Here is a 12,342-nt window from a genome sequence, read left to right as displayed (position 1 = left end):
TCATGCTGATGCGCATTCTGGCCGGCGGCCTCATCGGAGGCATCGCCGGAGGTCTCGTCGTGGGCGCGATCGAATCCGTCACGACGACTCCGCTCATTCTCCATGCCGAGCAGTTCGAGGTGAAGGACGTCGCCAGCGCCGCCCGGATCCTGCTCGTGCATTCCGACGCCCAAGGCGCGGCGGGCGAGGGCGGCGGCCTGACCCGGACCCTGTTCACCTTCCTGGCGACCGTGCTGGTGGCGGTCGGCTACGTCTGGATGCTGCTTGCGGCGATGTTCTTCAAGGGCGCCGAGATCAATGCCCGCACGGTGGTCCCCTGGGCGGTTGCCGGCTTCTTCGCCGCGGGCCTCGCCCCGGCGATGGGTCTTGCCCCGGAACTGCCCGGCGCGTCGGCCGCGGCGCTCGAGGCGCGGCAGGTCTGGTGGATCTGCACAGCGGTGGCGACGGCCGCCGGTCTGGCTGCGATCTTCTTCGGCCGCAACGTCGCGTGGGTGATCGGCGGGGTGGTGCTGATCGCGCTGCCGCATGTCATCGGCGCCCCGCAACCCGCCGCGATGGAAAGCCTCGTCCCGGCCGAACTCGCCGGCGAATTCGCCGCCCGGTCGCTGGTGATCCAGGCCCTGGTGTGGATCGTCCCTGCGGTCATCGCCGGCTACGCGATCTCCCGCATGAAACCCGCCTGACCGGGGCAGTCTGCGGTCAAAACGATAGCCCGCGGCACTGCCGCGGGCTTTTTCATGTCGCGATCGGACAGCCGTGCGAGGTGCCGGTTTTCAGAACGCGTAGGCCCGGGCGCCTGTCGCGTCCTTCAGGGCGTTGGGATCGGAGGCGAACACGCAGCGCGGCGTGCCGGCGGCGGCCCACACCGTGTCGAAGGTCAGCAGCGTCTCGTCGATGACGGTCGGCATCGGCGCCGGATGGCCGATCGGTGGAATGCCGCCGATCGCGTAGCCGGTCAGTTCGCGCACCGTCTTGCCGTCCGGCCGCTTCAGGGGCTCGCCGAGCAGGCCGGCGATGCCGGTCTCGTCGACCCGGTTCACGCCCGAGACCAGCAGCAGGTAGGGTCTGCCGGTCTCGGCGCCGACGAAGATTAGCGACTTGACGATCTGCGCCACCGCACAGCCGCAGGCCGCCGCGGCGTCCTCGGCGGTGCGCGTCGAGTCCGGCATCTGCACGACGTCGATCGCGATGCCGGCCGCAGCAGCCGCATCGGCGACGCGGCGGGCGCTGTCTGGGAGCTCTGTCATGGCCGCGGACGATAATCGGCCCGGGCGGCGATGAAAATCGAAAAAATCAATGCCGGACACGCCCCCGCACCGCTCTACCGGACATCGGGAACTGTGATAACAGTGGCGGCATGGCAGTGGGACGGTCGCGACGGCGGCCGAAGGCGACATGGATGCACCTCGCGGCTCCCGGGGGTCGGGCGCCCGTCTGGACGACGGGGCCTACAGGCGCGTCCTGGAGAGCACGCCGGGCCCGCTCTATGTCTGGCGGCTGTCGGACGGGCAGGTGCTGTTCTTCACGCCGGCGCTCGCCGAGCTTCTCCGCCTGAGGGAGGGGGACGGGCCGGACAACGTTTCCGACTTCGAGATCGACACCGCCGAACGCGCCGCGTTCCTGGACGAGCTGCGCGCCGGCGGCAGCGCCGCCCACCACCGGATGCGGTTCCGCCAGGCCGGCGGCGAGACCTTCACGGGCGAGCTGTCTGGGCGGCTGGTCGAGGTGGAGGGCGAGGATTGCGCGGTCTGCACGCTGATGGACCTCACCGCACAGCTGCAGCGCGAAGCCGAGCTCAAGCAGGCCCGGGAGATCCTCGAGGACGCCATCGAGGCGCTCGACGACGGGTTCGTGCTCTACGATTCCAGCGACCGGCTGATCATCTGCAACTCGCGCTACAAATCGTTTCACGGCGATTCCGCCGACCTGCTGGTGCCGGGCGCCCACTGGCCGGACGTCACGCGGATCCGCGCCGAGCGCGGCTTCTTCACAGACGCGGAGGGCCGGCTGGAGGAGTGGCTCGCCGGCCAGATCGCCCAGCGCGGCATCGCCAAGCGCGAGGAGTTCGCCTCCAAGGACGGGCGCTGGTTCGAGTATTCGCACCGCCAGACCCGGCAGGGCGGCTTCGTCTCGGTGTGGGACGAGATCACCGCGCGCAAGATGATGGAGCATGCGCTTCGGCGCAGCGAGGAATACTTCCGCTCGATGGTCGAAGGCCATCCGCTGCCGGTCTGGATGGTCGACATCGAGACCTCCGAGATCCTCTACGAGAGCCCGGCGGCCGCGGAGATGTTCGGCCGCGAATGGCCCTCCACCGTGACCCTCCGCAGCACCGAGCATTTCGCCGACCCGCAGGTGCGCGCGCAACTGATCGCGCGGCTGCGCGAAACGGGGTCCCTGCAGGACGTCGAGGTCGAGCTGAGGCGGATGGACGGGAGTTCGTTCTGGGCCTCGCTCAACGACCGGCTGATCAGCTACGGCGGCCGCGACGTCAGCGTCGTCGGCTTCGTCGACCTGACCGCGCGGCGCGAGGCTGAGGCGGAAGCCGCCAGGCAGCGCGACCTGATGCACCAGGGCGAGAAGCTGAGCGCGCTCGGCGAATTGCTGGCGGGCGTCGCCCACGAGCTCAACAACCCGCTGTCGGTGCTGGTCGGGCACGCCCTGATGCTGAAGGAGACGGCGACCGATCCCGCCACCGCCAAGCGGGCCGATGTGATCGGCAGCGCCGCCAACCGCTGCGCCCGCATCGTGCGCACCTTCCTGGCCATGGCGCGCGAGGAATCCGGCGAGATGCTGCCGGTCGACGTCAACGCGCTGGTGATGCGGGCGCTCGATTTCGCCAGCTATTCGTTGAAGACCTCCGGCATCGACGTCGTCCTCGAACTCGACGAGGGCCTGCCGGAGATCACCGGCAACGCCGACCAGCTGGTGCAGGTCTTCACCAACCTGCTGGTCAATGCCGAGCACGCCCTGAACGAGGTCGACCGGCCGCGCCGGCTGGAGATCGTCACCCGGCCGGTCAGCAACCGCCGGCAGGTCGCCGTGACCTTCCGCGACAACGGCACGGGTGTCCCCGAGGCGGTCCGCTCGCGCATCTTCGAGCCGCTCTACACGACCAAGCGGCCGGGCTCGGGCACCGGCCTCGGCCTTGCCCTGTCGCACCGCATCGTCACCGCGCACGGCGGCTCCATCGAGCTCGAGGACGCTCCCGGCCCCGGCGCGACGTTCACCGTGCGGCTGATCTGCGACACCGCGCCCGGCGACGGTCAGGTGCCCGGCGATGCCGGCGAGCGGTCGCGGGAGCCCGCCCTGCGCGTCCTCGTCATCGACGACGAGCCCGACGTCGGCATGCTGATCGGCGAATCGCTGGAACTGGAGGGACACATCGTCGAGGTGACGGCCTCGGCCCGCCGCGCGCTCGAGCTGATCGAGGAAACCGCGTTCGACGTGGTGATCAGCGACATCCGGATGCCCGACATGGACGGCCCGGCGTTCTATCGCGCGCTGGAGGCGGGCGGGCCCGAGCGGGTCGCCGGGCTTGCCTTCGTGACCGGCGACACCCTGAACAGCCGGGTCGGCGATTTCCTCGCCCGCACCGGCTGCCCGTACCTTGAAAAGCCGTTCGTGCCGGCCGATGTGCGTGACCTGATCGTCCAGGTCATGCGGCGCAGGCAGCCGGCATAGCCACGGCACTCGCCTGGCACGACGTTAGCACCGCGACGGCACACCGTTGGCAGTTTCTTGGCAGTGCGACGGCGTGGTAAATGAATGGCGTAGAGCGCGCAGTCACAGGCTTCGGGAACCCGAATGTCGGAAGAGAAGATCATCGAAGACCCAGAGGACCGTCCCGTGATGCGGAGCCCGCTTCGCGAGGCCCTGCACCGGGCGCGTCAGCAGGAAGCCGAGCGCGACGACGTCATCGTCGAACTGCGCGAGGCGGAAGTCGCAAGGCTCGAACTGCTGCAGGATGCGCTGAGCGACGTCTTCGAGGATATCCCCCCGGACACCGACCTGCTCGAATGCACGCTCTCCGCGGGAACGCCGCCGCGCCTGTGGATCGATGTGCTCGGGCATGTGGTGATGGGCCGCGACAAGCGCACCTACCGATTCCTGAAGGATACCCGGCACGGTCGCCAGGTGATGCTGGAGACGACCAGTGTCGAGGAGATGGCGAGCCGCGTGACCGACTATGTCGCCCACCGTCTGATCGAGCGCGAGCGGGCCCTCGAAAGCGATCGCGACGCGGCTCCGTCGACTCCGGAGCGTTTGGCAGAAACGCAAATTGAATCAAGGCCTTCGGCCACCTCCGGCGGAGTTGGAGGCTGGTCGCTTTTGCTGGTCTTCCTGCTCGGGATCGTGGTCGGTGTGGCTGGTCTGTTCTCCGCGGGAATGGTACTCATTTCCCGCTGACGACCTGGCCGCTGGACTTGCCGTCGACGTACAGGGCCCGGTCCTGCAACTCGATCAACTCGCCGCCGTCGAAGCCCCGGGTTCGCATCAGGCAGTTCCATGAGCCCGGTCCGCCGGTGAGTTCGTACAGGTTGTACTGTGCGGCGGGTCGACCGCCGTGGGCGAGCGCCGAGGCGGACGGAACGCCGACCACCGGTATCGAATCTCCCGGCCCCGGCGTCCAGCGGACGGTCGCCGTGTGCTCGTGGCCGTGCAGGACGAGTTCGGCGCCGCAATCCGACAGCAGTCCGGCAAACGCCCGCGCATCGGTGAGGCGGCGGTAGCGGTCGCCCGATGACCGCAGCGGCGGATGATGGATGAGAACCACCCGGAACAGGCCTTCGTCGCCAAGCTGCCGCAGCAGCGGCCCGATGCGTCGCAGCTGGGCGCTCCCGACCCGCCCGGTCGCCATGAACGGCGCCGACACGATCGCCGACGAGCAGCCGACGATGGCGGTCGGTCCGCGGCGGCGCAGATAGGGAAAATCGCTGTGGGCGGCAGTGTCCGGATCGCCGCTCATGTATTCGCGCCAGGCCAGAGCCGTGCCGGGGATCGCGCGCCGGGTGTAGGCGTCGTGGTTGCCGGGTATGACGGATATGTCTTCTGGCACCCCGAGGCCCTGAAGCCAGAGCCGGCACGCCTGCCATTCTGTGGGGGTCGAGACGATCGCCAGGTCGCCGGTCACCACGACATGATCGGGCGACTGGTGGGCCATGTCGCCGGTCAGCAGGTCGAGCACGTGCTGACGATGGATGCGGTGTCGGCTGCGCCGCCAGTTCGTCCAGCCCAGGACGCGCTTCGACATCAGATCGCGTCGCCGCGGCGACACTTCAGGCGGAATGTGGGGATCGGAAAGATGAGCAAGGCGGAACATCGCCCGCTTTTAGAGTACCGCGGGCGACGTTGGCCAGTCTCTTGTCAGTTGGACGTAAACGTCATCAGCGCCGCGGCGATGCGTCCGTCGCGCATGTCGACAGACGGCCGCCAATGATAGTGCCGGCGGGTAAAGATGCGCCAAATCATCGTAGGCTCCATAGGTAAATGCAGGAGCGCACCAGTGACGGTGCGCCATTTATGAGGCTGATATAAACTGGAGCTTGTATCACCACTACTCATGCGCGCGCCGGGCTGGATTGCACCGCACGCATGACGCATTAACCAGGTGGTCATGACTGCGGGCGTCGACATTCGCCCGGCGCGACGATGAATGGCGGCCAAAGGGATCATGCGGCGATTGATCAGAAAATTGGTGTTTCGCCCCTGGTGGCGCCTCAGCCGCGGGTTGACCCTCGGCGTTCGGGGAGTGGTCGCCGGGGAGCAGGGCGTCCTGCTGGTACGGCATTCCTACGTATCGGGATGGCATCTGCCCGGCGGCGGCGTCGAACGCGGCGAAACCATGCTAGCGGCGCTCGGACGGGAACTGCGCGAAGAGGGCAACGTCGTGCTGCAGGGCCCGCCGCGCCTGCACGGCGTATTCTCCAACCACACGTACTTTCCCGGCGATCACGTGGCAGTCTTCGTCGTCGACGAGTGGCGCCAGGATGGCCCCACCTCCAGGAACTCGGAGATACTGGAGGCGGCCTTCTTTCCGCTCAGTGAATTGCCCGAGGGGGCGACCCCGGCGACGCGTAGGCGGCTGGCCGAGATCTTCGACGGGGCGGAAACCAGCGAGCATTGGTAATCGTATTCATGCCGCCTGCAGCCGTTCCCGGTTGTGCGGGGCTTTCAGGTCGATCTCGGGGCCGATCGGCACGATCCCGGTCGGATTCACCGAGGTGTGGCTGCGATAGTAGTGCTCCTTGATGTAGTCGATGTGCACCGTCTCGGCGATGCCCGGCACCTGGTACAGGTCGCGCAGGTAGTTCGACAGGTTCGCGTAGTCGGCAAGGCGCCGGATGTTGCACTTGAAGTGGCCGACATACACGGGGTCGAACCTGACCAGCGTGGTGAACAGGCGCCAGTCGGCCTCCGTCGGTCGCTCGCCGACAAGATAGCGCTGCCGCGACAGGCGCTCTTCCAACTCGTCCAGGGTGACGAAAAGCGCCGTCGCCGCCTCTTCGTATGCCGCCTGGGTGGTCGCGAACCCGCTCTTGTAGACGCCGTTGTTCACCGTGTCGTAGACGACGGAGTTGATCCGATCGATCTCGGCGCGCAGGGCGGCCGGATACAGATCGACTGACGCGTCGGCGCCGAGGCCGTCGAAGGCGGAGTTCAGCATCCGGATGATTTCGGCGGATTCGTTGGAGACGATCGTCTCGCGTTCCTTGTCCCACAGCACCGGAACCGAGGCGCGGCCGGTATAGCCGGCGTCCGCCTTCTGATACAACTCGTGGACATATTTCTTCTTGTAGAGGGGGTCCGGAAACTCATCGGTGAATTCCCAACCGTGGTCACCCATGAAGGCAGCGCAGCTGGACACGCTGATCTGCTCCTCGAGGCCCTTCAGCTTTCGGACGACGAGGGTCCTGTGCGCCCACGGACAGGCGAGGGACACATAAATGTGATAGCGGCCCGCGGCGGCCGGAAATCCGCCCATACCGGTTGGCCCGGCGTCGCCGTCGGGCGTGATCCAGTTGCGGAAATGTGTTTTGGCACGCTTGAACTTGCCGTCCCCGGACTCTCTTGGTGGGTCGATCTTCCATTTGCCGTCAACCAGTTGTCCCAAAACGCTCTCCGATCTGCTTCCGCGTGAATTGCACCAATCCCCCTCTAGCTAGCGGTTGCGGGCCGGGGGAAAAGACCTTACGGATCATTCTGATTGTTGCGTCGGAGTGAACAATGGATCGCATGAGCGAAATCCAGACTTTCGTTCAGGTCGCCGAGTCCGGCGGAATCGGCGCCGCCGCCGATCGCCTGGGGGTTGCGAAGTCCGCTGTCAGCCGCCGTCTCAAGGATCTCGAGGAGCGGCTCGGCGTTCGATTGGTGAACCGCACCACCCGGCAGCTCAGCCTCACCGATACGGGCAAGTCCTATTACGAGCGCGCTTCGCAGATCCTCGCCGATCTCGAGGATGCCGACCAGACTGCGGCGGCGGTGCATGGGGCACTGTCGGGCCGGCTCAAGATCGCCGGCCCGCAATCCTTCGGCGTCCTGCACCTTCTGCCGGCCGTGACGAGCTTTCTGGAGAAGCATCCCGAACTCTGGATCGATCTCGACGTCAACGACCGCCGCGTCGATGTGGTCAACGAAGGCTTCGATCTGGCGGTTCGGGTCGGGCAACTGGAAGACTCGAGCCTGATCGCACGGCGGCTCGCGCCCGTGCGCAACATCGTGTGTGCAAGCCCCGGTTATCTGGAGCGCCACGGCACGCCGAAGCGGCCCGAGGATCTGATGGGGCACTCCTATCTGCGCTACTCGAACGTTCCGGAGCGGCGGATCTTCTCGTGGATCGACGAGCAGGGGCGCGAACGGGTGGTCAATCCGAAGGCGCGTTTCGTCGCCAACAACGGCGAAATCCTCCAGGCCGCGGCAGAAGCGGGGCTAGGCATCATCTCGCAGCCGACCTTCCTGATCCACAAGGCCGTCGAGGAAGGGCGGCTGGTTCCGATCCTGACTGATATCGAATGGTGGCAGCTCGGCGCGTACGCGCTGTACCCGCCGGGGCGGCATCTATCGGCCAAGGTCCGCGCTTTCGTGGACCACCTGGTGTCCTGTTTCGGCGATCCGCCCTACTGGGACGAGCGAATGCCGATATCCCGGGGCAAACCGGTTCACGCAATCTGAACTGCGCTCGTTTCGCGCGGCATCAGACCGCATCCCGGGGGCTTACGTCGCCGCGCGGCCTCGGGTATACAGGGCCCGATCTTAACTTGACTGAAAATGTCCTATTTCCTATCTTCTCGGTAGTTGCGGTTGCAACTAGGTGAAGTCGTTCCAATCGAAGGCCCCGTTTCGGCGTGATCGTCTGTTCCTGCAACGCTCTCTCGGACAAGACCATACGCAGCTGCCTCTCGCCGGGGCCTGACTGCCCGTACACGCCTGCCCAGGTCTACCGCTGCCTGGGCTGCAGCCCGCAGTGCGGCCGTTGCGCGCGCACAATCAGACAGATAATGGATTCGGCGCTACCGTCCGTTCACAGCGCCTGCACCAGCAGGTGCAACGCCAAGTGTCCGCTGTCTGCAAGCGAACAGGACGCCGCCACCATGGTCGTCGAGACCGTTGATGTGGTCGAGACTGCCGACACCGTCGAAGTCCACGAAACTCTCCAGATCCGCCAGTTCGTCGGCGCCTGACCGGCAACTTTCAAATTGCGTTTCCGTGAACGGCGCCTGTCGACCCGGCCGGCCCGACGGCATTTCGCCGACTCTCAAAAACAAGCTAGAATGTTTCTAAAGAATGGGCTACCGTTCGACCCGTTGTTCATTTCCGTTCCCGATCGATCCTCCGGGATCGCGCTGCGGAAGGTTCGGCTGATCCGGTGGAGTCCGTAGGCTCCGACATTGCATACCCCGGAGCCCGCGGCTCCGAGACAGGAGGAGAGCAAGAATGAAGGGCGAAGCAAAGGTCATAGAGTATCTGAACAAGGGCCTGCGTTCGGAACTGACCGCCGTCAGCCAGTACTGGCTTCACTTCCGCCTTCTCGAGGATTGGGGTTATCTCCGACTGGCCAAGAAATGGCGGGAAGAATCGATCGAGGAGATGCATCACGCCGACAAGTTCATCGCCCGCATCATCTTCCTGGAGGGCTTCCCCAACCTGCAGGAACTCAACCCGCTGCGCATCGGCGAGAACGTCGAGGAGATCCTGGAAGTCGACCTGGCCGGAGAGTACGAGGCGCGCAACCTGTACACCGAAGCCGCAAAGTACTGCGAGTCCGTCGACGACCGCGTATCGAAGAACCTGTTCGAGGAACTGGCGACCGACGAGGAGGGGCATATCGACTTCCTCGAGACGCAGCTCGATCTGGTGAAGGCGCTGGGAATCCAGCTCTACGCGCAGAAGCACATCGGCGGACTCGACGACTGACCGCCACGGCGCGCCGCCTCCGGGGCGCACCTGACGCATGGCTTGTGCACCGGCCGATCGGCGATATCGTCGCCGCTGGACCGGTGCGGCCGTGCGTGATATCAGGACCGTTCCAATTGCACGGGATGCTGGGACGGTGACGAGGACTTTCCAGCGACGACGAGCCTAGACGCGCTTCCGCGCGTGCCGTTTCGCTGCGTCCCGTCGACCGCGCCGCTGACAGGCGGCGATCAGCCGCCGACACATACCCGATCGCGATCGCGGTCATGGGACGCCCGAGAGAACAATCGGGACTCCTCCGCCATGACAGCCGAACTTCCTGTGACGCCGAACGCCGCAACATCCATGTCCACGCTGATCGTCAACGAGCAGCCGGATCATGTCCCCGCCATCGAGGCGATGCTGGACGAGGCATTCGGGCCTGGGCGCTTCGCGCGCACGGCCTATCGGGTCCGTGAGGGAACGGAGCCGATCGCCGAACTCAGTTTCGTCGCGCTGCTCGGCAATCGCCCCGCGGGCGCGGTGCGGCTGTCGCCGATCACCATCGGCGGCACCCCGGCCCTGTTCCTCGGCCCGCTGGTCGTCCATCCAGACCACAAGAACAGGGGCATCGGCCTGGCACTGATGCTCCGCTCGCTGCAGGCGGCGCGGGCCTGTGGACACCGCCTCGTCGTCCTCGTGGGCGATGCGCCGTACTACGCAAGGGCCGGATTCGCGCCCATACCGGCCGGGCAGGTCAGGCTCCCGGGCCCGGTCGACCCTGCCCGGTTGCTGGCGATGGAACTGGTGCCGGGAGCGCTTGCGGAGGCGCGGGGAATGGCGCGGCCGGCGCCAAGCGCCCGCCCGCGCAGCGACAGTTAGCGGCCTTCGCGGTACCAAGCCGCGGTGAGGGCGGCGAGCAGGAGGACCAGGCCCAACAGGCCGGCAAGCAGCGGCACCGCGCGGACGCCTCGTAGTATCGAGGCATCCGTCGTTTCCAGTCCCATCCAGTCGCTGCCATGCATGGACGACGCAGACCGCATCGGCAGAACGCGCGGTACCGAGACGTCGCCGTCCTGGGCGATCCGGAAAATGCCGCCCCGCGTCGCCTCGGCAACGGGCGCCAGTTTTTCGGGTGTCGAGAGAACGTCGGCGAATTCGCGCGGATTGTCCGGCCCGACATTGGCGAGGGTGCGCAGGTCGCCCTGTTCGACTCGATATATGCCGAGATCGGTCACCGGCGTCTCGCCTTGCCACAATCCGGGCTCGACCTCCTCCATCGTCACTTCCACCTGGGCGCCGGTCGGGGTCTCGACCCGGGCCGGGCCGGTGGTGTCCGCCATGGTGCGGCGCTCGATCACCAACTCGTCGCCGCGGCCCTGAGCGATCAGCGCCTCCTCCTCGAGGTCGGTTTCCTTCATCAGCCAGTGGGCGAGCCGGCGCAGCAGCGGCACGTAGGGGCCGCCGCCCTCGTAGCCGCGCGCCCACAGCCAGGAGTGATCCGACAGCATCTGCGCAACGCGACCCTCGCCCTCGCGCTCCACGACCAGCAGCGGGCGGTCTCCGGGCCCGGTCATCAGCGTCGAGCCGCGTTCTATGTCGGCATCGATGAGACGGAACCAGTGGCTCCAGGCGGGCTCTTCGGCCCCTTCCAGGAGATCGCGGGTGATCGGGTGCCGGTCGCCTTCCACCGAAAGCGCGGCGCGGTAGGGCTCTTCGATCACGTTGCCGGTCGGAGCGGCGGGAAGAACCGCGGACAGCGGGGTCCGGTAGATGCTGCTGTTGTCGGCATATTCGGGACCCGAGGCGACGAGGACGGCGCCGCCGTCCTCAACGTAGCGGGCAATGTTGTCGTAGTAGAGTATCGGCAGCACGCCGCGGCTCTGGTAGCGGTCGAAGATGATGAGGTCGAACTCGTCGATCTTGACCGAGAACAGTTCGCGCGTCGGGAACGCGATCAGGGAGAGCTGCGAGATCGGCGTACCGTCCTGCTTTTCCGGCGGGCGCAGGATGGTGAAGTGGACGAGGTCGACGGATGCGTCCGACTTGAGGATGTTCCGCCATGTCCGTTCGCCGGCATGCGGCTCGCCGGACACCAGCAGGACCCGCAGATTGTCGCGGATACCCTCGATGGTGATGACAGCGCGATTGTTCAGCGCGGTCAGTTCACCGGGGGCTTCCTCCACCTCGATCTCGACGATGTTGCGCCCGCCGTTGGCAATCTCGACGGGAACGGTAACGTTGTCGCCGAGGGTGACGTTCATAGCGGTGACCGGTTCGCCGTCGCGCGAGATGGTGACGCGGGCCCGTTGCCGGCCGGAGGTCTGGCGCGGGCCGATGTCCTCGACCCGGAAGGTGATCGGCTGTTCTTCGCCGACGATGCCGAAGCGTGGCGACGAGTGAACGACCAGACGCCGGTCGCGCTCGTCGTCGCTTCCGGTGAGCAGAACATGCAGCGGCGCGTTGAAGCCGAGCTGCTCGGCGCGTTCGGGAACGTCGTGGACCTGACCGTCGGTCAGCAATACGGCGCCCGCGATCCGGTCGGAGGGAATGTCCGCCAGCCCGCGCTCCAGCGCCCCGAACAGCTCGGTCCCGTCCGTTCCCGTCGACGTCACGTCGATCCAGCGCGCCTCGACGTTGCGCAGCCGGCCGAGCCGGGCCTCCAGCGCCTCGCGGGCCGCCGCCGTTTCCGCAGCGCGTTCGGCCAGGCCCTGGCTGGCGCTGCCGTCGACGACGACCGCAACCACGCCGGGCAGCACGTCCCGGTCCTCTTCCTTCAGCGAGGGGTCGAGAAGGGCGAGGACGAGCAGGGTGGACGCGAGCGCTCGGAGCCAGGCCCCCGGCATCCTGCGTAGCAGTCCGGCCAGCGAAACGAGTGCGGCCCCGACGGCGAGGACCGCGATGATCCGCCAGTCGATGAGCGGGGCGAGGTCGATGCTCCAGGTCATC

At 66.8% G+C, this 12,342-nt stretch carries 12 protein-coding genes; 8 read left to right on the top strand and 4 right to left on the bottom strand.

What is annotated here, in order from left to right; all coding sequences use genetic code 11:
- Positions 1 to 2 precede the first annotated feature (2 nt).
- Positions 3 to 683 carry a CbtA family protein gene (locus V3328_RS12340; protein ID WP_340329959.1) on the top strand — a complete coding sequence of 227 codons (681 nt, stop codon included), beginning with the start codon at positions 3 to 5 and terminating at the stop codon, positions 681 to 683.
- 90 nt (positions 684 to 773) lie between these two features.
- Here V3328_RS12340 and V3328_RS12335 read toward each other — a convergent pair whose 3' ends face one another.
- Entirely contained in the window at positions 774 to 1,247 is a 474-nt protein-coding gene (locus tag V3328_RS12335; RefSeq protein ID WP_340329958.1) for a YbaK/EbsC family protein, read from the bottom strand.
- A 148-nt stretch (positions 1,248 to 1,395) separates the two neighbouring features.
- On the opposite strand from V3328_RS12335, the gene V3328_RS12330 reads away from it, so the two are divergent.
- Both V3328_RS12330 and V3328_RS12325 read left to right on the top strand, forming a co-directional pair.
- Positions 1,396 to 3,684 carry a hybrid sensor histidine kinase/response regulator gene (locus V3328_RS12330; protein WP_340329957.1) on the top strand — a complete coding sequence of 763 codons (2,289 nt, stop codon included), beginning with the start codon at positions 1,396 to 1,398 and terminating at the stop codon, positions 3,682 to 3,684.
- A gap of 123 nt (positions 3,685 to 3,807) precedes the next feature.
- Positions 3,808 to 4,410, top strand: a complete 603-nt coding sequence (locus V3328_RS12325; RefSeq protein ID WP_340329956.1) for a hypothetical protein — start codon at positions 3,808 to 3,810, stop codon at positions 4,408 to 4,410.
- Here V3328_RS12325 and V3328_RS12320 read toward each other — a convergent pair.
- A complete protein-coding gene (locus tag V3328_RS12320) occupies positions 4,397 to 5,323 on the bottom strand; it encodes a metallophosphoesterase family protein (RefSeq protein WP_340329955.1) in 927 nt (308 codons plus the stop codon). The genes V3328_RS12325 and V3328_RS12320 overlap by 14 nt on opposite strands.
- 351 nt (positions 5,324 to 5,674) lie before the next feature.
- On the opposite strand from V3328_RS12320, the gene V3328_RS12315 reads away from it, so the two are divergent.
- Complete coding sequence (locus tag V3328_RS12315) at positions 5,675 to 6,130, top strand: NUDIX domain-containing protein (RefSeq protein ID WP_340330060.1); 456 nt, start codon at positions 5,675 to 5,677, stop codon at positions 6,128 to 6,130.
- A 6-nt stretch (positions 6,131 to 6,136) separates the two neighbouring features.
- Here the strand turns inward: V3328_RS12315 and V3328_RS12310 are convergent, their stop codons facing one another.
- On the bottom strand, positions 6,137 to 7,114 hold the full coding sequence (locus V3328_RS12310) for a glutathione S-transferase family protein (protein WP_340329954.1): 978 nt from the start codon (positions 7,112 to 7,114) through the stop codon (positions 6,137 to 6,139).
- 113 nt (positions 7,115 to 7,227) lie between these two features.
- Here V3328_RS12310 and V3328_RS12305 point away from each other — a divergent pair, with 113 nt between their 5' ends.
- From V3328_RS12305 to V3328_RS12290, 4 genes are all read left to right on the top strand, one after another.
- Complete coding sequence (locus V3328_RS12305) at positions 7,228 to 8,172, top strand: LysR family transcriptional regulator (protein ID WP_340329953.1); 945 nt, start codon at positions 7,228 to 7,230, stop codon at positions 8,170 to 8,172.
- Positions 8,173 to 8,345: 173 nt separating this feature from the next.
- Positions 8,346 to 8,681 carry a (2Fe-2S)-binding protein gene (locus V3328_RS12300; protein WP_340329952.1) on the top strand — a complete coding sequence of 112 codons (336 nt, stop codon included), beginning with the start codon at positions 8,346 to 8,348 and terminating at the stop codon, positions 8,679 to 8,681.
- A 253-nt stretch (positions 8,682 to 8,934) separates the two neighbouring features.
- A complete protein-coding gene (bfr, locus tag V3328_RS12295) occupies positions 8,935 to 9,414 on the top strand; it encodes a bacterioferritin (protein WP_340329951.1) in 480 nt (159 codons plus the stop codon).
- A gap of 303 nt (positions 9,415 to 9,717) precedes the next feature.
- Positions 9,718 to 10,275 carry a GNAT family N-acetyltransferase gene (locus tag V3328_RS12290; protein ID WP_340329950.1) on the top strand — a complete coding sequence of 186 codons (558 nt, stop codon included), beginning with the start codon at positions 9,718 to 9,720 and terminating at the stop codon, positions 10,273 to 10,275.
- On the opposite strand, the gene V3328_RS12285 is transcribed toward V3328_RS12290, so the two are convergent.
- Positions 10,272 to 12,341, bottom strand: a complete 2,070-nt coding sequence (locus V3328_RS12285; protein ID WP_340329949.1) for a hypothetical protein — start codon at positions 12,339 to 12,341, stop codon at positions 10,272 to 10,274. The two genes, V3328_RS12290 and V3328_RS12285, sit on opposite strands and share 4 nt — an antisense overlap.
- Between the last annotated feature and the right edge of the window lies 1 nt (position 12,342).

It is taken from the genome of Microbaculum marinum (assembly GCF_037855135.1).
Lineage (GTDB): Bacteria > Pseudomonadota > Alphaproteobacteria > Rhizobiales > Tepidamorphaceae > Microbaculum > Microbaculum marinum.
This window is presented reverse-complemented; position numbering and strand designations above follow the sequence as displayed.